The 26,402-nt window shown below is 65.2% G+C and carries 15 protein-coding genes and 1 pseudogene; 9 read left to right on the top strand and 7 right to left on the bottom strand.

Annotated features, from left to right (window positions below; all coding sequences use genetic code 11):
• Positions 1-23: 23 nt before the first annotated feature.
• The 5 genes from LGN10_RS00080 to LGN10_RS00060 form a co-directional block, all read right to left on the bottom strand.
• Positions 24-1,406: an efflux transporter outer membrane subunit gene (locus LGN10_RS00080; RefSeq protein ID WP_226221075.1), complete on the bottom strand. Its 1,383-nt coding sequence runs from the start codon at positions 1,404-1,406 to the stop codon at positions 24-26.
• A 6-nt stretch (positions 1,407-1,412) separates the two neighbouring features.
• On the bottom strand, positions 1,413-3,491 hold the full coding sequence (locus LGN10_RS00075) for a MacB family efflux pump subunit (protein WP_226221074.1): 2,079 nt from the start codon (positions 3,489-3,491) through the stop codon (positions 1,413-1,415).
• Positions 3,488-4,684: an efflux RND transporter periplasmic adaptor subunit gene (locus tag LGN10_RS00070; protein WP_059640876.1), complete on the bottom strand. Its 1,197-nt coding sequence runs from the start codon at positions 4,682-4,684 to the stop codon at positions 3,488-3,490. The genes LGN10_RS00075 and LGN10_RS00070 overlap by 4 nt, the downstream gene beginning before the upstream one ends.
• 304 nt (positions 4,685-4,988) lie before the next feature.
• A complete protein-coding gene (locus LGN10_RS00065) occupies positions 4,989-5,591 on the bottom strand; it encodes an HD domain-containing protein (RefSeq protein ID WP_099317732.1) in 603 nt (200 codons plus the stop codon).
• Between the two features lie 78 nt (positions 5,592-5,669).
• Positions 5,670-6,236, bottom strand: a complete 567-nt coding sequence (locus tag LGN10_RS00060; protein WP_059584538.1) for a helix-turn-helix domain-containing protein — start codon at positions 6,234-6,236, stop codon at positions 5,670-5,672.
• 383 nt (positions 6,237-6,619) lie between these two features.
• Between LGN10_RS00060 and LGN10_RS00055 the strand changes: the two genes are divergently transcribed.
• From LGN10_RS00055 to LGN10_RS00045, 3 genes are all read left to right on the top strand, one after another.
• On the top strand, positions 6,620-8,023 hold the full coding sequence (locus LGN10_RS00055; protein ID WP_226221073.1) for an HdeD family acid-resistance protein: 1,404 nt from the start codon (positions 6,620-6,622) through the stop codon (positions 8,021-8,023).
• Between the two features lie 96 nt (positions 8,024-8,119).
• Complete coding sequence (locus LGN10_RS00050) at positions 8,120-8,692, top strand: hypothetical protein (protein ID WP_059640859.1); 573 nt, start codon at positions 8,120-8,122, stop codon at positions 8,690-8,692.
• 126 nt (positions 8,693-8,818) lie between these two features.
• Positions 8,819-9,550, top strand: coding sequence for a ribonuclease T2 (locus tag LGN10_RS00045; protein WP_226221071.1), 732 nt, complete (start codon positions 8,819-8,821; stop codon positions 9,548-9,550).
• Between the two features lie 156 nt (positions 9,551-9,706).
• On the opposite strand, the gene LGN10_RS00040 is transcribed toward LGN10_RS00045, so the two are convergent.
• Complete coding sequence (locus LGN10_RS00040) at positions 9,707-11,236, bottom strand: FAD-dependent monooxygenase (protein WP_226221070.1); 1,530 nt, start codon at positions 11,234-11,236, stop codon at positions 9,707-9,709.
• Between the two features lie 145 nt (positions 11,237-11,381).
• On the opposite strand from LGN10_RS00040, the gene LGN10_RS00035 reads away from it, so the two are divergent.
• Positions 11,382-12,059: a TetR/AcrR family transcriptional regulator gene (locus LGN10_RS00035; protein ID WP_185716561.1), complete on the top strand. Its 678-nt coding sequence runs from the start codon at positions 11,382-11,384 to the stop codon at positions 12,057-12,059.
• A 47-nt stretch (positions 12,060-12,106) separates the two neighbouring features.
• Here the strand turns inward: LGN10_RS00035 and LGN10_RS00030 are convergent, their stop codons facing one another.
• Complete coding sequence (locus LGN10_RS00030; protein WP_226221069.1) at positions 12,107-12,742, bottom strand: isochorismatase family cysteine hydrolase; 636 nt, start codon at positions 12,740-12,742, stop codon at positions 12,107-12,109.
• A 710-nt stretch (positions 12,743-13,452) separates the two neighbouring features.
• Between LGN10_RS00030 and LGN10_RS00025 the strand changes: the two genes are divergently transcribed.
• The 5 genes and pseudogenes from LGN10_RS00025 to LGN10_RS00005 all read left to right on the top strand — a co-directional run bounded on the left by LGN10_RS00025 (position 13,453) and on the right by LGN10_RS00005 (position 25,834).
• Complete coding sequence (locus LGN10_RS00025) at positions 13,453-15,159, top strand: ShlB/FhaC/HecB family hemolysin secretion/activation protein (protein ID WP_413227129.1); 1,707 nt, start codon at positions 13,453-13,455, stop codon at positions 15,157-15,159.
• A 90-nt stretch (positions 15,160-15,249) separates the two neighbouring features.
• Complete coding sequence (locus LGN10_RS00020) at positions 15,250-16,152, top strand: hypothetical protein (RefSeq protein WP_226221064.1); 903 nt, start codon at positions 15,250-15,252, stop codon at positions 16,150-16,152.
• Between the two features lie 27 nt (positions 16,153-16,179).
• A pseudogene (locus tag LGN10_RS33600) lies at positions 16,180-16,329 on the top strand (ESPR-type extended signal peptide-containing protein); the annotation flags it as partial.
• 24 nt (positions 16,330-16,353) lie between these two features.
• Positions 16,354-17,130 (top strand): filamentous hemagglutinin N-terminal domain-containing protein, encoded by a 777-nt coding sequence (locus LGN10_RS00010; RefSeq protein WP_226221392.1) that lies wholly within the window; start codon positions 16,354-16,356, stop codon positions 17,128-17,130.
• Positions 17,117-25,834 carry a hemagglutinin repeat-containing protein gene (locus tag LGN10_RS00005; protein ID WP_226221062.1) on the top strand — a complete coding sequence of 2,906 codons (8,718 nt, stop codon included), beginning with the start codon at positions 17,117-17,119 and terminating at the stop codon, positions 25,832-25,834. The genes LGN10_RS00010 and LGN10_RS00005 overlap by 14 nt, the downstream gene beginning before the upstream one ends.
• Positions 25,835-26,402: the final 568 nt, after the last annotated feature.

The following is a 26,402-nucleotide window of genomic DNA, read 5'->3' as shown; positions in this document are numbered from 1 at the left end:
GACGGATGACGGATGACGGCCGGTCAGGAGGTCCCGCCGCCGAGCGCGCGGTAGAGCTTCATCTGGTTGTTGAGCCGGTTCAGGCGCGTCAGTTCGTCGGCGCTCTGCGCGCTCCTCAGCACCTGCTGCTGGTCGAGCCACGGCTGCACGGCGGTCGCGCCGGCCGCGAAGCGCGCGGCGGCCAGCCGTTCGGCGCGCTGCGCCTGGGCCAGCGACAGCGCGCGCTGTTCGGCTTCGCGTTCGAGCTGCACGCGTGCCGACAGCGCGTTCTCGACTTCCGCGAGCGCCGTGTAGAGCCGCTGGCGGAACCCGACCACGGCTTCCTCGTACTGCGACTTCGACACCCGGATCTGCAACTGCATCGTGTTCCACTGGATGAACGGCAGCGCGAGGCCGAGCCCGAGCGTGCCGACCGGATTCGTCAGCACGCGCTCGAGGCTCGTGCTCGTCGTGCCGGCGTTGCCGGTCAGCGTGAAGGTCGGGTAGAAGCTCGTACGCGTCGCATCGACCTGCGCGAGCGACTCGCGCAGCCGGAATTCCGCCGCACGCAGGTCGGGGCGCCGGCCGAGCAGGCTCGCGGGCAGGCCGGCCGCGACCTCGGGCGGCGCCGCGTCGGGCAGCGCCGACGGTTCGGCCGCGCGCTGCTGCGGCGGCCGGTCGAACAGGATCGCGAGCGCGTGGCGGTTCTCGGTGCGCTGCTGGATCAGTTGCGTCTGCGCCGCGCGTTGCGCGGCGAGGCTTTGTTCGGCCTGCGCGAGATCGAGTCCCGACACGGCGCCGGCCGCGTGCCGCGACCGGACGAGCGCGAGCGTGCGTTGCGCATACGCGATGTTCGCGTCGCCGAGCGCGATCTGCCGGTTCAGATAGCCGATTTGCCAGTACAGCGCCGCGGTCGTGCCGATCAGCGACAGCCGCGCGGCTTCCAGATCGGCGGCCGTCGCGTCGGCTTCCCAGCGCGCGGCATCGCGCAGCGCGGCGAGCCGGCCCCACAGGTCGATTTCGTAGCTGAGCGAACCGTTGAGGCCGCTCGAGCGGCTCATCCGGTGCGTATCGAGCGTGCGCGACACGGCGCCGTTCGCGCCGAGCGTCACGCTGGGCGTCAGGTTCGTATCGACGAGCCCGGCCTGCAACTGCGCGCGATACACGCGGATCGCCGCAATCGCGAGGTCGTTGTTGGCGCGCAGCGCGTCGTCGATCAACGCGTCGAGTTGCGGATCGCCGAAGCTGCGCCACCAGTCGCGCGTGGCGGCCGGCGCGTCGGCCGCGACCGGCGCGGCCCAGTTCGCGGGCATCGCGACGGCCGGCGGCGGTGCGTGGCGCGCGCCCGCGCAGCCGGCGAGCAGCGCGGCCGCGCACGCGAATGCGCCGAGACGGTGAAGCGGGGAGGCGTGCGTGATGATGGCCATGTTTCGTCAGTCGCGCGCGAGCGCATCGATCGGGTCGAGCCGCGACGCGTTGCGCGCGGGCATGAACCCGAAAATCACACCGGTGAGCGTCGAGCACGCGAACGCGGTCACGATCGCGCCGGCCGAGAACACCATCTTCCACTGCGTGACGAACATCGAGAACAGCGCGCCGAGCCCGAACGACAGCGCGATGCCGATCGTGCCGCCGAGCAGGCATACGAGCACGGCCTCGACGAGGAACTGCTGCAGGATGTCCGACTGGCGCGCGCCGACCGCCATCCGGATGCCGATCTCGCGCGTGCGCTCGGTGACCGACACCAGCATGATGTTCATCACGCCGATCCCGCCGACGACGAGCGAGATCACCGCGATCAGCGACAGCAGCAGCGTCAGCGACTGGCCGGTCTTCTCGACGGTCTTGACCACGCTGTCCATGTTGTACGTGAAGAAGTCCTTGCGGCCGTGGCGCTGGATCATCAGCTTCTCGAGGCTTTTCTCGGCCGCGGCGCTCGGCTGCCCGTCGCGCACGCGCACGGTGATGCTGTCGAGATAGCGCTGGCCGAACAGGCGCCCGCTCGCGGTGGTGTACGGCACCCACACGTTCAGGCTCTTCACGCTGCCGAACGCGCTTTTCTTGTCGGCGGTCACGCCGATCACGACGCACGGCACGTTGTCGACCAGGATCACTTCGCCGACCGGATTGCGCGTCGCGCCGAACAGCTTGCGGCGCGTGTTCTGATCGATCACGGCCACCTGCGCCTGGCGGCGCACGGCATCGTCGTCGAACGCGACGCCGAGCGCGAAGCGCATCCCGCGCGCCTGGAAGTAGCGATCGCCGACGCCGCTCACGAGCGCGTTGACGTCGATGTTGCGGTAGCGCAGCAGCAGCGTGCGCGACGTTTCGGGCGTCGCGCTGTCGACGTACGGCTGCTCGGCGAGCGCGGCGACGTCGGCGGGTACGAGCGTCTGGATCGTGTCCGCGCGGCTGTCGCCCCAGTCGGTGCCCGGATAGACGTTGATCGTGTTGGTGCCGATGCTGCCGATCTCTTCGAGCATGTAGCGCTTCGCGCCTTCGCCGACCGCGACGATCGATACCACCGACGTGATGCCGATGATGATGCCGAGCATCGTCAGCAGCGTGCGCAGCCGATGCGACACGAGCGCGATCCACGCCATCCGGCACGCCTCGGCGAAGCGGCCGGTGCCGGCTGCGAAGCGGCGGCCGGGTGGCGCGGGATCGGCATTGGCGACGGAATCGGCGCCGACGGGCGGCCGTGCATCGTCAGCGGCGGGCGCGGACGGCGTACTCGCGGCCGCGTCGGCGCCCACTTCCGCGAGCGCTTCGGCAGGCGCCTCCGCGAGCGCTTCGGCAAGCGCCTCCGCGTAGTGGCGGTTCGGCCGGTCGGCGATGATCTCGCCGTCGCTGATCTCGATGATGCGCCGCGCATGGCGCGCCACGGCCTTGTCGTGCGTGACGATCACGATCGTATGGCCGAGCGCGTTCAGTTCGTGCAGGATCCGGATCACGTCCTGGCCGCTTTTCGTGTCGAGCGCGCCGGTCGGTTCGTCCGCGAGGATCACCTGGCCGCCGTTCATCAGCGCGCGCGCGATGCTCACGCGCTGCTGCTGGCCGCCGGACAGTTGCCCGGGCCGGTGATGCGCGCGATCCGCGAGCCCGAGGCGCGCGAGCAACGCGCGGGCGCGGGCGTGCCGCTCGGCGCGCGGGGTGCCCGCGTAGATCGCCGGCATTTCGAGGTTCGCCACCGCGTCGACGTGCGGCAGCAGGTGATAGCGCTGGAACACGAAGCCGAAGTGCTCGCGGCGCAGTTGCGCGAGCTCGTCGCTGTCGAGCATGTGCGTGTCGCGCCCGCCGACCGTGTACGTGCCTTCGCTCGGATGATCGAGGCAGCCGAGGATGTTCATCAGCGTCGACTTGCCGGAGCCCGACGCGCCGACGATCGCGGCGATCTCGCCCGCGTCGATCGACAGGTTCACGTTGTTCAGGACGACAACGTCCTTGTCGCCGGCCGGAAAGCGTCGCGTGACGGCGGCGAGTTTGAGCAGGGGCTGGCTTCTCATCGTCATACCGCGTCCGCCAGCGGCGCGCGCTCGTCCGGCGACGCCTCGCCGATCACGACGCGTTCGCCGTCCTTCAGGCCGGCCAGCACTTCGACGCGCACGTTGTTGTTGATGCCGATGCGCACGTGGCGCGTTTCCGTGCCGCCGTCGGCGCGCAGCACGCGCACCGCGTAGGTGCCGTCCTTGCGCTTGTCGCCGAGCGCGGCGGCCGGAATGCTGAGCGCGTTGCGCGCGTTGCCGAGCACGATGTTGACCTGCGCGGTCATCGCGATGCGCAGCCGATGCCCGGGATTCGGCACGTCGAACAGCGCGTTGTAGAACACCGCGCTGTTCGGCTTCGTGCTGCCGCCGCTACCCCCGCCGCCGAGCGCGCTCTGCGCTTCCGCATAGTTCTGCGGCGCGGGTTCGATCGCGCGCAGCTTGCCGTAGTGGCGCTTGTCCGGTTCGCCGAGAATCGTGAAATACGCGGTCTGGCCGGCGCTCACGCGGATCACGTCGGCTTCCGACACCTGCGCCTTGACCGTCATCGTGTCGAGATTCGCGAGCTTCAGGATCACCGGCGCCTGCTGCTGCGCGATCACGGTCTGGCCTTCCTGCGTGACGATCGCGACGACTTCCCCGTCGATCGGCGCGACGATGCGCGTGTAGCCGAGGTTGGCTTGCGCGGTCTCGATCTGGATGCGGGCCGAACGGATCTGCGCGGCGAGCGACGCGAGCGTCGCGCGCTGCACGTCCAGCGTTGCGCGCGCGGCCTCGAACGATTCGCGCGACGTCGCGTCGTCGGGCAGCATCGCCTGCTGGCGGCGAAACGCGAGTTCGGCCTGCGTGAGCTGCGCGGCGGTCGACTGCTGCTGCGCGCGCAGGCTTTCTTCGCTGGCGCGCGCCTGGCGCAGCGCGTTTTCCGAAATCACCGGGTCGATCTCGGCGAGCCACTGGCCCTTCGTGACCTTGTCGCCGAGCTTGACCTTCAGCGTCTTCAACTGCCCCGACACCTGTGCACCGACGTCGACCTGCCTGAACGCCTGCAGCGCGCCGGTCGCGAGCACCGCGTTCTCGAGGTTGCCGCGCGTGACCGGCGCGGACAGGTACTGCGGATGCTTGTCGGGCGCGCAGGCCTTCAGCGTGACGCCGGCGGCGATCGCGACGACGGCGAGGGTGGCCAGCACGATGCGCCGGCGGCGATGGGTCTTCTGGGTCATGAGCATGCAGCGAGGATGAAGCGTGCGCCGGCGATGCGTGCGGCCGGGCGGAACGATCCGGTAGGCGTCGCGTGCCGGGCGTGTTGCGCGCAACGGGTTCCGCGTACGCATCGCGCGGGCGTGCCGAATCGAATCAGGCGCTCATGGTAAGCGAGGAATTCGCGCCAAATCGTGTGGAAATTGTGCTGAATTGTGTGGACGCCGCACCATCGGGCGGGCGAGACGGCGAGTTTGTCGCGATTCGTGGAACGGGCCCGCCGCGCGTGCGGCGCCCGGTGCTAGCGCTGCGCGGCGACGATCGCCATCATCGGCCGGTCGCGTTCCTCGTCGAGCGCTGGCCGCTCGCGTCGATCCGGCGTTGCGTATCGGCGTCGACGATCGCGCGGATCGCGCTGAACAGCGGTTGCGCGTCGGTGTAGCGTCGCCCGTAGCCGAGGTTGAACGCGTAGTCGAAATCGGGCGGATTGCGGCCCTGGTTGTGTTGCAGGATCGTTTCGAGCTTGTCGAGCGCCTTCGCCGCGCGGGCTTCCGGCGACGCGGCTGCCTCGTATTCGTCCCACAGTGCGACGATCTCGTCGCGCATCGTGCGGTCGAGCGACGCGGTCAGCGTCAGCAGGTCGTCGCGTTCGTGCGTGCTCTTGTCGGGGTGCGCGGCCTGCTCGATCGCCGGGATGTCGCCATGCAGCGCCTCGCCGAGGTCGTGGACGACGCACAGTTTCAGCAGCCTCAGCGCGTCGACGCCGGGCAGCGCGTCGGCGAACACGAGCGCCATCAGGCACAGCCGCCAGCTGTGCTCGGCCGTGCTTTCCGCACGGCCGGCCGACGTATGGCCGCTGCGCAGCACGTCCTTCAGGCGCTCGGCTTCGCGCAGGAAAGCGAGCCGCGCGTGGATCGTATCGGGATTCATGATCGGCGTCCTTGCGATGAACCGCCAAGCGTACGCCGGCCGGACGCGCTTCGTCCACGCATGAAATATGCGCGTGCGTCAGCGCGCGTCGAGCGTTTCAACGAGCCGCACGGCCGAGCCGTCCGACAGCGTCATCCGCGTCCACCGGCACCGGCTGCCGCGAATCGGCACGACGCGCGACGCATTCGCGCCGGTGTCGAACTCGACGCTCGGCGGCCCCGCGCGGTCGTGCCAGCCGAGCGGATCGAGCGCGGCTTCCATGCGGACGATTTCCGGTGTCGCGTAGCGCCACAGCGACGTGCCGAGCAGTGCCGAAACCGGCTGCGAGAATTCGGCCGCGCGCGCCGGCGAGCTGGCCAGCAGACGGTGCGTGAGGTCGCACACGAGATGCATGCGGCCGGCGCTGCCGGCGATCAGCCGCGCGAGCGCGTGATCGCCCGCGGAGTCGAGGCGCGCGGCGAGCAGCCGTTCGGCCGTTGCGCGCTCGTCGGGCGACATCTGCTGAAGGCCGGCCTCCCAGCGCGAGATCGTCGATTGCGCGACGCCGAACAGTTCGGCTGCGTGGCTTTGCTTCACGCGGTGCAGCGCGCGCCAGCGCCTGAGTTGCGGGCCGAGCGGCGGGGGATGAAGCGGGGAGGCGGGCATGGTGGTGCTCCGGTCGATGCTGCCGTCGCGCGGCGCACGTCGCGACGGCTACGCCGTCCGTGCGGTTCGCTTCAGTTCAGTGGCTTTCGCCCTCGGAAGCCGGATTCTCGCGTATCCGCCGCACGTTGTCGAACCGGAAGTTCGCCGCGGCAGCGGGCGGCCTGGCGCGTTCGCGCCCGTCGAAAACGTTTTCGCGGCGCTTTCACCCGGCTCCGTCATATCTTATTATTCGGCCAGAGCGGCGCGTGCCGGCCGCTATCGGTCATGTCGGCGGCATGACGCGCCGGCAACGATGACCGCCATCCGGCAGGCGCGTCGCACCATGCGCGGCCGAAACGACCGGGAACGCGAGGCCGCGCGTATCCCGAAAAAACGAGGGCGCAATGGTACGACTGGTGTTGCTGCTGCTGGGCATCGAATATCTGCGAACCCGCTGGCGCGGGCTAACCGTGCTCGGCTGGCTGTGGGTGGCCGCGGGCGTCGGCATTTTCCTCGACGCGCTCGACGGCGCGCTGCATTTTCCGATCGAGCTGTTCGCGTGGCTGTTCCTGATCGAAGGGCTCGCGACGCTCGCGGTGGCCGGCAGCGGGGTCGGCGGGCAGCGCATCCTGCGCTACGTGAAGGGCGTCGCCGTCGTGGTGGCCGCGGGGCTCGTGTTCGCCGGCCATCATCACGGCCACTTCCTGCTGTCGATGATCTTCGGCACGCTGTTTCTCGTCGACGGGCTGCTGCAGTGCACGTCCGCGTGGATGGTGCGCTATCGCCGCTGGCACGTCGCGTTCGCGTGGGGCGTCGTCGAGATCCTGCTGGCGATCTTCTTCTTCCAGCCGTACCCGACGCACTACGCGGGCACCGTGCCGTACTGCCTCGGCCTGCTGCTGATGTTCGGCGGAATGCACATGCTGAGCCTCGCCGCACGCGTGCGCCGGCTGACGCGCAACCCGGCGTTCGCGACGTCGCCCGCGCCAGCGCTCGCGCCGGATCTCGACGATGCGCAGGGCCTGCCGCAGTTCGCGCAATCCGAATGGGACGGCCCGCCGGCCGACGGCGAGCGGGCGCTCACCGTGCACGTATGGACGCCGACCGGCACGTCGAAGGCCGAAGCGCAGCGCTATCCGGTAATCGACCGCTACATCGCGGCGGTGGACGTCAACGGCGTGATCTCGACTGGCCATGCGGCGCTGGAATCGCCGGAGGGCATCTACATCAGCCTGTATCCGGGCGTCGAAATCGATCGTTCTCCGGACGAATTCACGCGCATCCTGCGTGCGACGCGCGAGAACGACGTACCCGGCCTGTTCCAGCCCGACTATGCGACCGAGTCGAAAGCGTGGTGCCCGTCGACCGTGCGCGTGCGCATCCGCAACTACGATCCGGCCAAGCTCGACGCGTTCTGGTCGTCGTACCGACAGAACACGACGTACAACCTCACGCACCGCAACTGCTCGAGTACCGTGTCGAATGCGCTCGAGGCCGCGCTCGACGGGGCGGTGTGGCGGCTGAAGGGCGAGCGGGCCGGGTGGGGCGCGTTCGTGCGGCTGCTGCTCACGCCCGAGCTGTGGGTGGCCGCGCAGATCCGCAAGCGCGCGGTGACGATGGCGTGGACGCCCGGCCTCACGCTCGACTATGCACGCGCGCTCAGCATGCTCGCCGATCCGCGCCCGTTCGCATGGTGGAAGGTCGCGCGCTCGGCGGTGAGCGCGATCATGGCGTCGCGCCGCGCATGGCGCGAGCAGGACAGCGCGGCGTTGTCGCCTGGCGGATCGGAGGTGGCGTCGATGAAGTGAAACGCGTGGCGCCGGCCGCGGGCCCGGCATCACAAGGGGCGCTTGCGCACGGCCCGGCAAGATTGTCCGCCATCAGCACCCACGGATGACACAACCATGAACGAGACGAGGGCGTTCCGCATCCTGATTCCGGCCGCGCTGGCGCTGGCGAGCGCGGGCCTCGCGCAGGCGGACACGGACGAAGTGCTGCGCATGAGCGACGACGTGTACCGGACGTCGGTGTCGTTCTGCTCGAACGTCGCGGCCGCCGAGAAGATCGCATGCCAGGGCGACATGATCGCCGCGGGCAGCCGGATCGTCGCGGCGATGGGCGGCCTGCCGCCGGCTTCCGCCGCGGCGATCGACGAAGGCGCGCGCAACAGGCTGCCGCTGGAAGAGCGCAACGGGCTCGCGCCCGTCGAGCCGGGTGCGATCGACAAGGACGACGATCTGGCCGGCCTCGCCGGCATGGTGCGCCTGTGCGACGTGTACGAGCCCGAACCGGCGTCGCGCGCGCGGCACCATGCGGCGCTGAAGCAGAAGGCGCCCGATGCCGCGCCGCGCGTCGAGGCGTTGCTGGCCGACGCATCGACGGCGGCGCGCCGGCGCGTCAGCATCGGCGTGTGGCAGATTCTCGCGCTCGAAGGCCCGCAAGCATCGGCGCGGGCGTGCACGCAGCTCGGCGCCTGAGCGATCCCGCCTTCTTTCGTGCACCTTCACATTCGTGCCACGTTGCGGCAGCAACAATCGCGAGCAGACATTCGACAACCTTGCGGCGCATCCCGCGCCCGCAAGCCTTTTCCGAGGAAACACGCCATGCTGAAGACGCTCGCCCGCGCCGCTGCCGCACTCGCCGTCGCTTCCGTTTCACTGCACGCCGCCGCGCAGACCAGCTACGACTACCTGTTGCTCGCCGCATCGTGGGAGCCGGGCTTCTGCGCGTCGCACGACACGCCGGAATGCACGAACCTCGCCGGCTCGTATGCGGCGACGAGCCTGTCGCTGCACGGGCTGTGGCCGAACCGCTACGACGGCAACCAGCCGTTCTACTGCGGCGTGCCGCAAAACGACATCGATCTCGACAACGCGCACCAGTGGTGCAGCATGGACACGTACCCGATCAGCAGCGCGACCCGCAACACGCTGTCGACGTACATGCCGGGTGTTGCGTCGTGTCTCGACAAGCACGAATGGTTCAAGCACGGCACCTGTTCGAATTCGGCGACGCCCGATGCTTACTGGAACCAGGCGTCGGGCATGATCAGCCGGTTGGGCAACACGTCGTTCAACGCGTTCCTGCAGGCGAACGCGGGCAAGACGGTCACGCGCAACCAGCTGCTGTCGGCCTTCGAAGGCGCGTTCGGCAGCAACACGCGCAGCGCGGTGTCGCTGAAATGCACGAAGACGAACGGCGTGAGCTATTTCACCGAAGCGTGGATCGCCGTGAAGACGAATGCGACCGCGCAGTTTCCGAGCGCGGCGTCGCTCGTGACGGATGGCAATACGCAGGGCACGTGCCCGACGTCGGGGGTGTTTATCGCGAAGTGAGGCGGACGCGGCTGACGTGCGCGATGTCGCGCACGTCGCGGGTGGTCCGGGCTGCGGCAGGGCGGATCGCGTGGGCGTTCGAGAATGTCGGGCGTGCCGTTGATGGCGCGCATGGAGATTTGTCGGTCGGCAGCTTCCTGCGTCGGGCGGCGGCGCTCAATTTGCCGCGCGCGGCGTGCCGAACCATCGTGTGAGCGCATGCGTGGCGGCGTCGATGTCCGCGTCCACGTCGTCTTCGCACGCCCAGGCGACGAAACCGTCGGGGCGCACGAGCACCGCGCGCAATCCGAGCCGGTCCTTCGCGTCGCTCGCGATATAGGCGATGCGGTCGCGCCAGCGGTTTGCCGTCGCGTGAAGCGGCTGGTTCGCATCGAAGTCCAGCAGCACACCCTTGCCATGCCTCGCGCGTTTGCCGAGCCGCGTGCCATCAGTCAGTTCGAAGTCCGGAACGCTGCGGCCCACGAGCGGATGGCCGCCGCCGAGATCGTACGCGAGCGACACGCCCCACAGGCGCTCGGCGAAGTACGTCGCGCCGTCGCGCGTATCGACGAGATCGCGCATGATCGCCGCGAGCGCGCGCGAACCCGAGGACGGCCGCATCAGCGCGACCTGCGCACGCGACCAGTCGAGCACGCGCGCGCCCACCGGATGCCGTTCGTCCGTGTAGCTGTCGAGCAGGCCCGCCGGCGCGTCGCCGCGGATCGTCGCGGCGAGTTTCCAGCCGAGATTCATCGCGTCGCCGAGCCCGAGATTGAGCCCTTGCCCGCCGAGCGGCGAGTGGATGTGCGCGGCATCGCCTGCGAGCAGCACGCGTCCGTTGCGATACGTCGCGGCCTGATACGCGCGGTCGGTCCACGTGGCGGCGAGCCGAAGCGTGTTCAACGTGACGCTGGCGCCGGACACGCGACGCAGCACGGCCTGCGCATGCTCGCGCGTCACCGGCCCGCTGCGATGGAACGCACCGCCGTCGAACTCCACCAGCGCGACGGTACCGGGCGGCGTGTACGTGTACATGCCCGCCGGCGTGTAGTGACGGCCCGGCGGCAGCGCGCCCGGATCGGCGAACCCGGCTTCGATCGAATAACCGGTGAACTCGGCGTCGGTGCCGGTGAACGCGAAGCCGCCGGCCTTGCGGACCGCGCTGCGGCCGCCGTCGCAACCGACGAGCCAGCGTGCGCGGAAAGTCTCGCCGCCCACGCGCAGCGTGACCGCATCGGCCGACTGATCGAAGCCTTCAACCGCCAGGCCGCGGCGAATCTGGACGCCCGTTGCGCCCGCACGGGCGGTCAGCACGGATTCGACGCGCGCCATGTCGGTCGCCATGTGCGTGCCGGCCGGGCCGGGCAGGTGATACGGCCACCGCGACGCATCGATGTCGTCGTGGAAGAACTGGATGCCGGCGAAATGGCCGGCCGGACGACGTGCTTGCTGCATCCAGTGCGCGGTGTCCTTTGCGTGGGCCGGCAATGCGATGCCGTCGAGCAGGCCGCGACGGTAGAGCGCGTCGATGGTCGGCGCGGACAGGCCGCGCATGCCGAACGGGAGACGCTTCAGCGGAGATTCGGGATCGTCCGTCTGCTCGACCACCAGCACGGACACACCGGCGAGGCGCAGCTCGCATGCGAGAAACAGGCCGACAGGGCCGGCTCCGGCAATCACGACATCATGGGTCACGGGCGGATTCATCGGTGGCTCGGTTTCAGGCCAGGGCGGCCCGGTGTGATCGAGAAGGCGGTACCCCCGGCATCGCGCCCGCTTCGGAAAAGTAATGGAACGATGTTCCATCGGCGCGATATTGGAACGATGTTCCAGATGTGTCAAGCTGACGCGCATGAAAACCAGCAACCGGACCGAGCGGCGCGCGGATGCGTTGTCGAAAGAGCGGATCGTCGAGGCCGCGATCGGGATACTCGACCATGCAGGCGAGGGCGCGCTGACGTTTCGCTCGCTCGCTGCACACCTGGCGACCGGAAGCGGCGCGATCTACTGGCACGTCGCCGACAAGGACGACCTGCTCGCGGCGGCCGCGGATCAAGTGATCGCGGCTGCGCTGACGGACGTGCCGACGGAGCATGACGGCGATGCGGCGCACGCGCTCCGGCGCATCGCGCTGCGTCTGTTCGACGCGTTCAGCGCGCATCCGTGGGTGGGGGCGCAGTTGTTCCGCGAACCGTGGCAGCACGCGGTGCTGCGGATCCTGGAGCGCGTCGGCGGGCAGCTTCAGGCGCTGGGCGTGCCGGAATCCGCGCAATTCGACGGCGCGTCCGCGCTGATGCATTACATTTTCGGGCTGGCCGGCCAGTACGCGGCCGGCGCGCGGCTGCATCCGCGCGAGACGGGTCAGCCAGAGATCGTCGCGGCCGTTGCCCAGCGGTGGGGGCAGCTCGATCCGACGCAGTACCCGTTCGTGCGCAAGGTGGCGGCGCAATTGGCCGCGCACGACGAGCGCGCGCAGTTCCTGGCTGGCATCGATCTCATTCTGGCGGGAATGGGCGCGGCGGCTCGGTAAGCGGCGTCCGGCGGACGATTCCGAACGGCGGTGCCACGAGTCCGCCGTTACGCCAGCAGCCGCAGCGCATCCGCGAGCGACAGCACCGTCGTGCGCGATTCGAACGCGGTGGCGAACAGATGCTCGTGGACGATCGGGTCCGGGTCGTAGCAGCAATCCTTGACCGTATAGAGGCGGAAATCGGCGTCGCTCGCGTGAGCGATCGACGACAGCATCACGCCGGTCGACGCGATGCCGACCATGATCAGCGTATCGACGCCTCGTGCGATCAGCCGCGCCTGCAGATCGGTGCCGAAGAAGACGCTCGCGCGGTGGGCGACGATCAGCGGTTCGTCGGGTTGCCGGGCCAGTTCGGGACACGGGCCGTCGTCGATGAACAGGCCGAGTTGCTTGATGCCCTGGCCGTTCTTGTTCAGCGGGCTGACTTCCGGATAGCCGGGGCTGAAGCGGAGGTTCGCGAACCAGACGCCGACGCCGGCCGCTCGTGCGGCGTCGCATAGCTTGCGCGTATTGGAGAGCAACTCGGCCGCGACCGACGGGAAGAGGCCGAGGATGTCGGTCTGGTAATGCATGACGAGCAGCGCGGTTCTGGATGGCGCGACGGCCGGGATCGACGCGGATGCGCCGCTGTGCGCGTGTACGGGGGAAGAAGCGACGAGTTCCGATGCGTTGTCTTGATCCATGCGTGGCGTTCTCCGGTAATCGCTGCGGAAGGTCGGACACCCAAAACCGATTCGGCCCGCTCAGCCTTGAACAGTACATCGGCGGAGCGGCCGCAGCTGGCCGTGTTCGGGAAAGTGATATGTGTCTCAAAAATTCTACATTCCGGAGCCAAACAGGGCGTGTGGCGAAAATCGTGTTGCAAATTGGAGACGTTTAGTATCGCACGGACGTCTACTGTCACTTGTCGATGATCAGTGGATTAACGGCGGTGAGGAATGTCAATCGTCCAGATTTTGATATTTCCTATCTCAGTATTAAGGGTGGTTTTTGGGATTTTCGTAAGAACGATGAAGTCTCGCAGGGCGATTCCACGGAGATGTGCCCGGTACTCCTTGTTGATTTGCGAGTGGTCTAAATAAATCAATGATTTATTGAGTTGATGTGGGGCGATGGCGCCTCTTTTGCCTGGCGGTCTCCCTAGAGAAACTGCTCTGTTTTTGATGCGTGATTTTTATTGGATAACCTTTTCGAAGTGTCAATTTTTTTGCTTTTTAGAGGGATTGACTTGTGCATATCTGATTGGAGTACGCCGCGATCGCCGATCATGCAGCCACGGCGGGTGAACATTCACGGCTGAGGATATTGGTACGGCATTGCAATTTCTGACACTGTGCTTTCGAGTGTTTTGATAAATTGCGGCGCGAGAGACCAATCATTACGCGGCTAACAAGTGAAGAAACGAGAAACTTCGGCAGCGTTGATTTTGGCGTTGGCGAGCGTTTCTACATTCGCGCAAGGCGTTCCGCCGTCCGAGATCACGTCTGGCCCGCAAATCCAGCGTTTGCAACAACAGCAACTGGACGCGACGAAGGAATTGAATCCTCGTCCGACCGTCCTGACGCCGACGGGCGAGAAGGCATCGACAACCGGCGTCGACAACTTGCCGCTCGATAATCCGTGCTTTCCGATCAAGGCAATCGCACTGGAAGACAATGCGTTCGCATGGCTTGCACGTTTTCTGCAACCGGTCGTCGGCCAGTGCGTCGGCAAGGCCGCGCTCAAGCAGATTCAGGACGCGGCCAATAACGCACTGATCGACCGTGGCTACGTGACGTCGCGCGTGCTCGTGCCAGGGCAATCGCTGCAAGCCGGAACGCTGACGCTTCGTGTGGTTCCCGGGCGGATCAGCGACATCCGCGCCGGCAAACCGGCGATCGGCTGGACGCGCGCGGCATTGCCGGCATCGGCCGGTGCGTTGCTGAATCAGCGCGACATCGATCAGGGGCTCGAGAACGTGCGCCGTCTCCAGTCACAGTCCGATGCGACGTTCGACATCGCACCCGGCATGAATCCGGGCGACTCGGAGCTGGTGTTCCATCCGGGCACCGGCAAGCGCTGGCATGCCGTCATCGGCGCGGACAACGCAGGTCTCGATTCGACCGGCAAGTACGAGCTGTCGGGCTCGTTCACGTTCGATTCCCCGTTTCACTTGTACGATCAACTGCAGATCGCAGGCACGACGAACGCAAACATTGGCGCATCCGGGAAGGGGAATCAATCCGTCTCCGCCAACTACAGCGTGCCGATCGGTTACGCGATGCTGACGCTGAACGCGAGCCGCTCGCGGTACAAGCAGACAGTCGCGGGTTTTGACGAGCCGATCGAATACAGCGGTGTTCAGTCTCAACTTCAGGCCGGGTTGTCCGGCGTGATCTATCGGAACGCGCACGCGCGCACCGAAATTCACGGCAACCTGTTCCACAAGATCAGCCGCAACGCGATCGACGGTGTCGACATTCCGGTGCAGCATCGCGACATCATCGGTTACGAACTGGGTATCGCGCATCGCCAGTACATCGGCAATGTCGTGCTCGACGGCTCATTCGCGTGGCGCGCATCGTTGCCTGGCGTCTCCAGCCATTCGGGCACGGTGGTCGGCACCCCTGACTTCGACGGCAAGACGCAGATCGAACTGGCAAGCCTCGGCGCTCAAGTTCCTTTCAGGATCGGCAGTCAGGCGTTCTCGTACCAGTTCGGCTGGAACATGCAGAACGCACGTACGCCGCTGACCCCTTCCGACTATTTCACGATCGGCACGCGTTACGCGGTGCGCGGCTTCGATCAGCAACTGACGCTCGCCGCCGAGAGCGGCTGGGTGGTTTCCAACGAACTCGACTGGTACGTGCCGACGCCTGTCGGTACGCAGGCGCTCTATGCCGGCATCGATGCCGGGCGCGTGCGGGGACCGGCCGCCCAATACCTGCTCGGCGAAACGCTGGTCGGCGCCGTCGTCGGCATGCGCGGCAATCTCGCACCGAAGAACGTGCTCGGCGCCGCGCTGAACTACGACGTATCGCTCGGCTTCCCGTTGTCGAAGCCGGAAGGATTCAAGACGGGGTCGCCGACGTTGCTGTTCCAGGTCAGCACGTTGTTCTGAGCGTAGCGGGGCGGGCCGAGCGGGGTGTCGATCTCGACTCGGTGTCCTGTTGATCGTCAATCAGATCGTCAATCAGAAGAAGGAGGAACCATGCAGCACCGGTACGAGAAGCATCGGCTTTTGCAAGCCGCGGCGGCAACGTTTGCGGTGGTGGCGGCGCTTGGCCTGAGCGCATGTGGCGGTGGTGACGACGGTGGTGGCGGTGGCAGCGCGGCATCGAATGGCGCGTCGTCGAACGGAGCGCCGTCGGGTAGTGCGTCGTCTTCGACGGGGATTCGCGTGGAAGGGCAATCCCAATCGATCTCGAGCCAGATTTCGACGGTCCGCATTCTGATGCCGCCCGCATCGTGGAACGGTGGACAGATGCCGAACGGGAATTACACGCTCAGAGCCCTGTCCCAGCCGACCGCGTCGCTCAAGGAGCAGGCGCCAGGCGCCTATGTCGCGATTCCCTACGACTCGTCGGGCACGATCAAGACCCTGACCAAAGGCACCGTGACGGATCTCGCCGGCAATGGCGACATCGCCATCGGCCGCTGGACGGACGGCGCCGATTCGGCAGGCGCGACGTACAACGCCAATCAGGGGCAAGTATGGGCAATCGGTGTGCCGGTTGCGATCGATACGACGTCGCCCGTGCAAATGCAATGCTCGCTGGCCTTCGCAACGCGTCCGACGTCGACGGACGGCAATACGGCGCCGGGTTCGCTGAATGGCGCCACGGCGACGCTGACGAGCGGTACCGACACCTTTGGTCATCCGGCCATCAACTACACGCTGAATCTGCAGTACTCGATCGGCAGCGACCAGAACCAGTCGTTCGTTGGAACCTCCGCGATTGGTCTGGCGGAGCTCAGCTCGAAAACCAGATCGGCGCTGATGAGCACGGTCATGGGCACGGACGCGAAGCAACCGTATCTGGTGGTGTCGTACGGCATCCCGGCCGCGACGACGGGCAACATCAACGGTCTGGCGGCACTGAGCTGCAAGTAACGTGAGTAGCGGCCGGTCATTCTCGCGATGCGTGGACGGCCGGCTCGACATGCATTCAAGAATAAGACGATCATGAATTCCGGAATCTTTCGCTTGGTCTTCAGTGCCGTGCGCGGCATGCTGGTAGCGGTTGACGAATACGCATCGGCGCACGGGGGCGGTGAACGCGCTCGCGTGCGGCCAGCCACTCGACCCGTGTCGGTGGATTCCGGAATCTCGATCTGGTTTGCGGCACGCGCAACCGCGTTCGCCGCACTGTGTACGTTCGGCATGCAGCCGCTCGTCGCCGAAGCGCAGGCAACGCTGCCGATCACGCCCGATCGAAGCGGTCCGACCCATCCGGTCGTCGGGGTGTCGGCATCGGGCGTACCGCTCGTCAACATTACCGCACCGAAGAACGGCGTCTCGCTGAACAACTTCACGCAGTACAACGTCGGCACGAAGGGGGCCGTGCTGGTCAACAGCGGCCGGGATTCGCGGACGCAACTCGCCGGCTGGGTGCAAGGCAATCCATTCCTCGGCAACAACGCCGCGCGCGTGATCGTCAACCAGGTCACGTCGGGCAACCCCAGTCAACTGCTCGGGCCCACCGAGATCGCCGGTAATCGCGCGAATCTCGTGATCGCGAATCCGGCAGGCATCACCTGTGCGGGTTGCGGCTTTCTGAATGTTCCGCGTGTCACGCTGACGACCGGCGTGCCGACTTTCAATCCGGATGGCACGTTGGCAGGTTTCAACGTGACGCAGGGGCAGATCGGCATCGCCGGTGCGGGGCTCGACGCGCATGGCAGCGCGATCGACCTGATCGCACGCGCGATGACGATCAACGGCCAGGTGTGGGCGGATTCGATCACCGCGGTGGCGGGGGGCGAACCGGGTCGACTATGCGAGCAACACCGCGCAGGCGCGGAACGGTACCGATGCCGCGCCGGGCGTCGCGATCGACGTGCAGGCGTTGGGAAGCATGTTCGCCAATAGCGTCCGGATGATCGGGACCGAGGCCGGCGTGGGTGTGCGAGATGCCGGTTCCATCACGTCACTGACTGGCGATATTCAAGTCTCGAACAACGGCGATGTGACGATTGCGCCGACGGCGCGTCTTCAGTCGGCCGCGAATACCCGGATCGATGGCGCCAACGTCGCCCAGCAAGGCACGATTGTCAGTACGCAGGCCACCGATCTGAACGCGTCTCGGGCGCTGTCGAACGCCGGAACGATTTCGTCGGCCGGCAACACGAACCTGACAGCCGCCACGTCATTCAACAATAGCGGGCAGGCATACGCGGGCGCGGATTCCGCAGGCAATCTCGTCGGCGGTGGCTCCGTCACGGCGCGCGCCGCGAACGTGACGAGCAGCGGCACACTGGCAGCGGGCGACAACGTCAATCTGTTCGCCAACGACGTCACGCTCGACCACGGAACCGTGAACGCGGCCAGCGCGGTCAACGTCACGACGAATGGTACGTTGTCGAATGTCGCCGGCACGATGAGCGGACAGAACGTGACACTGAGTGCGGGGCAACTGGTCAACGACTCCGGCACCATCAGTTCGCACAGCCTCGCGAACGTAACCGCGCAATCGGTTTCGAACCGGTCGGGGACGTTGGCGGCGGACGCACTGTCCCTGAACTCGGCCGGCGCGCTAGACAATACGCAGGGGCACATGACTGCGCGCACGGCGCAGATCGCCGCAACCGACCTCACGAACGTGGCCGGCGAGATCGGCACGTCGACGGGCGCGTTGACATTGACGGCGACCGGGAACGTGTCGAACGACAACGGGAAGCTCGCGGGCGGCAATGGTCTCACGCTGACGGCGAATGCGGTTTCCAACGCACAGGGCCAGATCGGCTCCGTGGCGGGCGATACCTCGCTCGACGTCACGCAATCGCTGAACAACGCAAACGGCAAGGTCGCGTCCGCGAACGATCTGTCGATTCACACGGCCCATCTCGACAACTCGGCTGGATCGGTGAGCGCACACGCCGCACGGATTACCGCGACCGATGTCGTCAATACGGGCGGCAAGATCGGCACCACCGATATGCTGACCGTGACGGCGACGGGCGCGGTCTCGAATGAGTCCGGCGCGATAGTCGGCGGCAATGGTCTGTCGGTGACGGCAAACAGCGTTGGCAATGCGGCGGGTACGATCGGATCGGCCGCCGGCGACACGGCGCTGCGTGCGACGAAGTCTCTGACGAACGTTGGCGGTACGGTAAGTTCGGCCAATGCGCTCGTCGTTGCAAGCGACACGATCGACAACTCGAACGGCAGTATGACGGCCGTGCGCGGCGTACAGGTCCAGGCGGGGGATCTCGTCAATGCGGGCGGTCAGATCGGGTCATCGTCTGATGCGTTGTCGTTGACCGCAACCCGCACGGTGTCGAACGATAGCGGCAAGCTGGTGGGGGCGAGCGGGCTGTCCGCGACAGCCGGCATCCTCAATAACCGTGCAGGCCAGATCGGCGCGTCCAACGGCGACATGACGCTGATCGTCTCGCAGGTACTCGACAATACCCAAGGCAAGATTACCGCTGCCGGTGCGCTGAACACGCAGGCCGGCACGTTCGACAATTCGCAAGGCGCGGTTTCAGCGGACGCAGCGAAGCTCAATGTTGCAGGCGCATTGACGAATGCAGGCGGCACGATCGCGACGACACACGACACGACCGTGGCGGCGCAGACCGTGACAAACCGCGGTGGCACCATCGGCTCCGTCTCCGGCGCATTGTCGGTGGCGACATCCGGTGCGACGGACAATACAGGGGGCAAGCTGCTGGCCTCGGGGGACACGACGCTCACCAATTCCGGCTTGCTGAACTCGGGCGGTACGATCACGGGGGCGAACGTCACGCTCGCGTCCGGACAAGGTGCGATCGACAACACGCTCGGCAACGTGGCGGCGAGCCAATCGCTGACGAGCCGTTCGGGGGCGTTCGATAACCGGTCGGGATTGGTGCAGGCGACGGGATCGGTCGATCTCGATACGCACGGCCAGACGTTCGACAACGGCATATTGGCAGGGCAATCCACGGGTGGTCAGGTTCTCGGCAATGGCGTCACGCTGACAACGGGAGCACTGAGCAACGCAGGTGGTGCGATTTCGTCGAGCGGTGCGGCAACCGTCAACGCTGCTTCCGTGACGAACGATGCGGGATCGCTCGTGGCGGACGGCGTACTGACGGTACGAAGCGCCGGTACGGTGTCGAACGTGGCCGGCCAGATCGGCGGCAACAGCGATGTCACGGTGTCCGGTACGACGGTCGATAACACGCGCGGCGCCATGCATGCGCGCGGCGCGCTGTGGGTGACGGGCGATACGATTCGCAATGCGCAGACTGCCAATTCAACGCTGCCGACCACCGCAGGCGTGCCGGGGTTGACTGCCGGGATGGAAGGCGCAAGCGTCACCCTTGATGCGAATCAGGCGATCGACAATACGTCCGGCTCGATTCGAGCGGACAGGAATGCGAAGCTGACCGCACCGATCATCGACAACACGTCGGGCAGCATCCAGTCGAAAGGCTCTGCAACGTTGACGGCAGCGAATACGCTGGTCAACAGCCAGGGCGACATCAATGGTGGTCAGCAACTGACGGTCTCGACCGGGACCTTGAGCAACGACGGCAAGCTCCAATCATCGGGCGACGTCGACGTAACGGCGCAAGGCGATCTGACCAACGCCGGCCAGATCGTGGCCGGTCATGATCTGACGACCACGGCCGGCGGCACGCTCGACAACAGCGGCACGCTGTCGGCGGGCAATGTCGCCAATGTGAGCGCCAATTCGATCCGGAACCGTGCGACCGGTGAGATTATCGGTGGCGACGCGACCAACATTCACGCGAACCAGTCGATCACGAACGAAGGTCTGATCGATGGCGGCACAACGACGGTGACGGCCGGGGACACGATCACGAATGCCGGTGGCCGGATTTACGGCGACACGGTCGCAGTGGGCGCGAACACGGTTGTCAACGACCGGAATGCCCAGGGTGTCGGTGGCGTGATTGCTTCTCGCGGTGACCTCGACATCGGGGCGCAGACGCTCATGAACCAGAACAACGCGCTGATGTACGCGAGCAACGACATTCGTGTCGGCGGCGCGCTGGACGCGAACCATCAGGCAACCGGCGCTGCGCAGACCGTGACGAACAACGGCGCGCAGATCGACGCCGGTCGCGACATCACGATCGGCGCAAACCGGTTCGAGAACCTGAATTCGAACTTCCAGACCACGACCGTCACGACCGACAGCGGGAATCAGCTTTGGTATCAGGTGCCGGGCTCGACGGAGAAGATCGACCCGTCGACGGTCTACCTGTACCAGAAGAACAGCCAGGAAATCCATCCGGGCACGGATTACCAGTGGGCGCTGGACGACGATCAGAAATTCATCCTGCTGCCGTCGACGAAATATCCGTTTGCCGAGTATGCGAAGTACACGATGAACGGGGTGGCGGGCAAGATCGATAACACGGCGTATGCCGCAATCAACTTTGGTGGGGGCGGCGCAGCTACACAAACTGGTGCGTATCGGACGGTCCCGGCTGACATCTGGGCGACGTTTGGCGTAGCGCCGCCGCCGGACGGGAATCCGGCATGGATGACGTCGGGACCATTCGCCATGACTGCGGGTGCTGGACTGGTTACTGGCAGACGCGGCGTTGGCAGCGATTGGTTCGCCATCAAGCCCCCTACTGAAGCTGATGTGACGGGCGCAAAACCGCCTCCCTTCAGCCCACCGAGCCCTTCATGTCTGACCTCGACAAACGCGGCATGCGCACCGTTCCAACAGTGGTACAAGGCCACCGTCGCGGCCTACCAAAATCTGAATCAGGCGCTCGTTGGGTATAACGGGGATGTCGCGAGCCGGCTCGTCCAGACCTATACCGTCTACACGGTAGACGTGAAATCGACCAAGGACGTGGTAACGGCTTCGCAACCCGGCACGGTTACCGCTGGCCGTCATATCACGATCAACACGCCGTCCGGCGTCAACGACAAGAGCCAGATCGTGGCCGGCGACGGCAACCATCCGAGGAACGTGCAGAACATCGGCGCGACCGGTACTGAAACGTTCACGGGCTCGGGCAAGGCGATCTATACCTGGGTGCAGTCCGGCGGCGCGTTCAGCGGCGACGAACGCGCGACCTCGACGACCAACTACTCGCCGGCTATTCCGTCACAAGCGATCGATCTGCCGGTGGTGCTGGCCGATCCGGGCAAACCGTCCGATCCGATCAAGAGCGTGGCGGCGGCGACATCCGCTGCGCAGGGCGCAAGCGGTACGGGCGTGACGCCAGTAGCGGGCAAGGAAGTTGGCGGGCAAGTGTTGGTCGGCTCGGGTGTGTCGGGCGTCGGCGTCGGGACCGTATCGGCCGTGAAGGCCAATATCGGCGATGTAGTCGTGCGCACGGTCACGCCGAATACACGCCTGCCGAACAACGCGCTGTATCGGGTGACGAGCGACCCGGGCAGCCACTTCCTGATCGAGACGGACCCGCGCTTTACCGATTACAGGAAGTGGTTGTCCAGCGACACGATGCTGGATGCACTCAAGGTCGATCCGAATACGGTCCTCAAGCGCATCGGCGATGGCTTCTACGAGCAGCAGCTCGTTCAGCAGCAGATCATCCAGACCGCCGGCCAGCGGTTCATCGGTGACTACACGGACAATCAGAAGGAATACGAAGCGCTGATGGCGAACGGCGTGAAGGCGTCGCAGCAGTTCGGGCTGAATGTCGGCACGGCGCTGACCGACGCGCAGATGGCTGCGCTGACGAGCGACATCGTGTGGCTTGTGAATCAGACGGTGACATTGCCGAACGGCAGTCAGCAGACGGTGCTGGTGCCGCAGGTATATCTGCGCGCGAACGCGGCGGACGTGACTGGCGAAGGCACGATCATCTCCGGCAAGAACGTCACGGTCGATGCCAACGGCGCGTACAAGAACTCGGGCACGATCGCTAGCCGCAACGTCACGATCATTCATGCCGATTCGATCGACAACAGCGGTACGGTGTCGGGTGGAACCGTGCTCGCGAGCGCGAACCAGGACCTCAATAATCTCGGCGGGTTGATTCAAGGCAACACCGTAGCGCTGTCGGCTGGCCGCGACCTCAATCTGACGAGCACGACCAGCTCGGCGAAGGCCGCGAATGGCAGCGCGACCGGCATCGACCGTATATCGACGGTCAATGCGGGTACGCTTCAAGCCGTCGCCGGCCGGGATCTGAACGCCAATGCGGCTGTGATTGCGACGACCGGCGATGCCGTGCTCGCAGCGAACCACGACGTCAATTTGAATGCGGTTCGCCAGAGCAGCCAGGATGCGGTGAAGTGGGATGCGCGCAATCATGCCGAGCATTCAGCGTCGATCGACACGGGCACGCAGATCGCGACGGGCGGCAATCTGGCGATCGTGGCGGGCCATGACGTGAATGCGACGGCCGCGTATGCGAATGCGCAGGGTGCGATTGGCGTGAGCGCCGGGCATGATGTCAATCTGAATGCCGGTGAACAAAGCGCGAGCGCGAACGACGAGCACTATCACAAGGAAAACGGCTTCCTGTCGTCGAAATCGACGCACACGATCGATTCGAGCAGTTACACCAATGCGGTCGGTACCACGTTGTCGGGTACCAGTGTCGCGGTGCAGGCAGGCAATGACCTGACGGCGAAGGCGGCAACGATTGCGGCGACCAACGACGTCGGCCTGACGGCCGGTCACGACCTGACGATCGCCACGGCGGACACGGCCTCGAGCGAATATCACTACAAGGACGTGAAGAAGTCGGGCCTCGGCAGTGCGGGCGCGGGGATTTCGTACGGCACGAACCAGACCATCGATACCAGCCGCGACACGGTGAAGGGTTCGCAGGGCAGCCTGATCGGCAGCACCGACGGCAGCGTGTCGATGGTAGCGGGCAACAAACTCCACGCGACGGGCTCCGACATTGTCGCAGGCAAGGACGTGACGGGCATCGCGAAGGAAGTGACGATCGATGCGTCGCGGACCGATCGCCATCACGAAGAAACGCACGAGGTGAAGAGTTCGGGTTTCACGCTGGCCGTGAAGTCGCCCGTCATCGATGCAATTCAGAACGTGAACCAGCAGGCGCAGGATGCCGGCGGCAGCCAGGACGGACGTGCCGCCGCGCTGCATGCGGTCGCCGCGGCCGGCGGCATGGCCGATCTGGTCGGCGCGACGGGCAATATGACCAAGGCGCTGAGCGATCCGAACGGCAAGCCGGAGGCGAAGATCGAGTTGAGTTTCGGTTCTTCGCACAGCAAGACGACATTCACCGAGGACAGCAGGCAGAACAACGGCAGCAGCGTGAAGGCGGGCGGCACGGCGGCGTTCGTCGCGACGGGCGACAAGAACGCGGGCCAAGGAAACGTGACGATCCAGGGATCGGACGTGAACGCGAAGGACGTGCTGCTGCAGGCGACGAACAAGGTCAATCTGGTCAACAGCACGGATACCGACAGCACGCGCAGCACGAACGAATCGAAGAGCGCGAGCGTGGGGGTGTCGTATGGCACCGGCGGATTCGGTGTCTCGGCGTCGATGTCGCGTGCGCACGGCGATGCGAATTCGGATGCGGCGACGCAGAACAATACACACGTCAACGCGCGCAATACGGCGACGATCATCAGCGGCGGCGATACCAATATCGTTGGGGCCAACGTCAACGCCAACAAGGTGATGGCGGATGTGGGCGGCAACCTGAATCTCGCGTCGGTGCAGGATACGAGCCGCAGCGAAGCCCACCAGAGCAGTTCGGGTGGTGGGTTCAGCGTCAGTCAGGGCGGTGCGAGCGCCAGCGTCAGCATCAGCATGCAGAACGGCCATGCGAGCGGTAACTATGCGGGCGTGAACGAGCAGGCTGGGATTCGGGCCGGGGACGGTGGCTTCGACATCAACGTGAAGGGCAATACGGACCTGAAGGGTGCGTATATCGCGAGCACGGCGACGCCGGACAAGAATCAGCTGACGACGGGGACGTTGTCGTTCTCGGATATTCAGAACAGCTTGAGCTACAACGCGAGTAGCTTCGGGATCAGTGCTGGTGGTGGTGTGGGTGATGGGGGCAGCAATTACGCGACGCACGGGCCGACGAGCGGGAAGAATACGGGTGGCGGTCAGCCGCTGTATGTGAGCGAGAGCGACAGCAGCAGCGCGAGTACGAAGAGCGCGATCAGTGCCGGTACCATCACGATTGCGGATCAGGCGAACCAGAAACAGGACGTGGCGACGCTCAATCGTGATACGTCGAATCTGAACGGGACGGTTGGCAAGACGCCGGATTTGCAGCAGGTGTTGAGCAATCAGTCGGATTTGATCAATGCGGCGCAGGCGGCGGCGGAGACGATTGCGAAGCAGATTGGGAACTACGCCGATAAGAAACGGGAGGAGGCACAGACGAACGCAAACAACACGACTGATCCGACGCTCAAGGCACAATACCAACAGGAGGCTGCTAGTTGGGCCGAGGGTGGTGGCAACCGCGTTGCGTTGCATATCGCAGGCGGGGCGTTGACGGGTGGGTTGACCGGCGGTGGCTTGGGTGCGGTTGGTGGCGCTGCGGGTGCTGGTGTGTCGGCGAAGCTTGCGCCGCAACTGAATGAAATAGCGCAATCGATCAAAGATGCGGGGCCGACCGGGAACAAGAACGTTGACGAACTGCTGGGTAATGTGACCTCGAACCTGCTGGCAGGCGGCGCTGGCGCGTTGGTGGGTGGTGGGACCGGTGCGTTGACTGGAGCCAGTGTGGATCGCTTCAATCGGCAACTCCATCCGGACGAGTACGCGCGAGCAAAGAAGGATGCGAAGATCGTTGCGCAAAAGCTCGGGATAAGCGTGGAGGAGGCCGAGGGCCGGATAGTTGCCGAGATTCTGAGGAACTCAGATAAGCAGGCGGCGGAGGTGTCCCGCGGGAAACATGATTATGAGATTCGTAGCATCGTCGGCTGTCAAAACTTGAATTGCGATGGCTACAAGAACGATCCGCAGTATACAAATCATAATTACAACGGTCAGTACATCAAGCCAAATCAAGATGCGTACGATCGCGGACAGAAGCAGTTAGGTCGCGGGCAGACGTATAACGATCTGGTGACATCGAACATCAAAAATGATCCGGTGGGATCAACGCTCGCGGGTGCAGGGATGATAGGGTTGGGGGTAGTGACGGCGGGGGGCATTCCTTCCGCTATCGGAATGGCTACGGGCGGTGGTATCGGAGCCGCCATTAATTCGGGCGCGCAGTATGTTTTCAATAATGGCAAGATTAATCCGGTTGATACTGTTATGGCGGGCGTGACCGGTGCTCTTACGTTTGGTACTGGATTAATGCCGGGCTTGGTGATCAATACCGGTGGCTCACTCGCCGGATCTGCGTATAAGGGTGAAAATCCAAATACTGGCATTGCGGGTGCCGTCGCAGGTTCGATGACCGGCTACGTGATCGGCGGGAAGATTGAAGGGCTGCTGAACACAAAACTGAACCCATGGTATCAACCGGCGTGGATTGATCTTGGTCTCGGCATCTCGAAGCCTGCTTCGCCGAGCGTGCTACCATCGGTTCTAGGCACGTCGCTCGGCGCAAGCGGTTCGGAAACCACTAATGGGGTGACGGGGATTCTGCTTAATCCTCCTCCGGCAAAGAAATGAATCTGAAAACGAATCGTGATGTGCGGGCGTTGTTTGTATATCTGCTTATATGCCTATTAACTTTTTTGTCAGGGGCGCTAGTAATAGAATTCGGAGTGATCCCGCTGATTGCATGGCTTCAAGGGGGGCAGACGTACATGCTTCCCGCACTGAGCCGAATCTATGCGTGGTGCAAGTTTGTCCCGTTCGCGGCGATTGTGTGCGGCGGGGGCGCATGGTTGTATGACAGGAGAAGATATAAATGTTAGGAGCAGTCGGCTTGGGCTTCAATGCTCGATGAACGCATGATGTTTGCATTGCGCGCTGTTGATGAGTCTCGGCGGTTGCATCGGAACGGGCTCGTCGACAATCACGAGCGTTACGCGCGGGCTCCCGGCTACCGGCATGCACGTGCACGGTGAGCGCTAGTGTCCTGTTCCGTTGTTAACTGGTCTATCTTCGCGTAGCATGTTGACGTCAACGGAACGGGAGACGTCAGCATGGCGATGGGACGACCGAAGGCGGAACTGGTGCTGAGCGAAGACGAGCGTTCGCAACTGATGTCGATCGCGCGTTCTCGCTCGATTTC

The organism is Burkholderia sp. AU32262 (genome assembly GCF_020419985.1).
GTDB classification, from domain to species: domain Bacteria; phylum Pseudomonadota; class Gammaproteobacteria; order Burkholderiales; family Burkholderiaceae; genus Burkholderia; species Burkholderia semiarida.
This window is presented reverse-complemented; position numbering and strand designations above follow the sequence as displayed.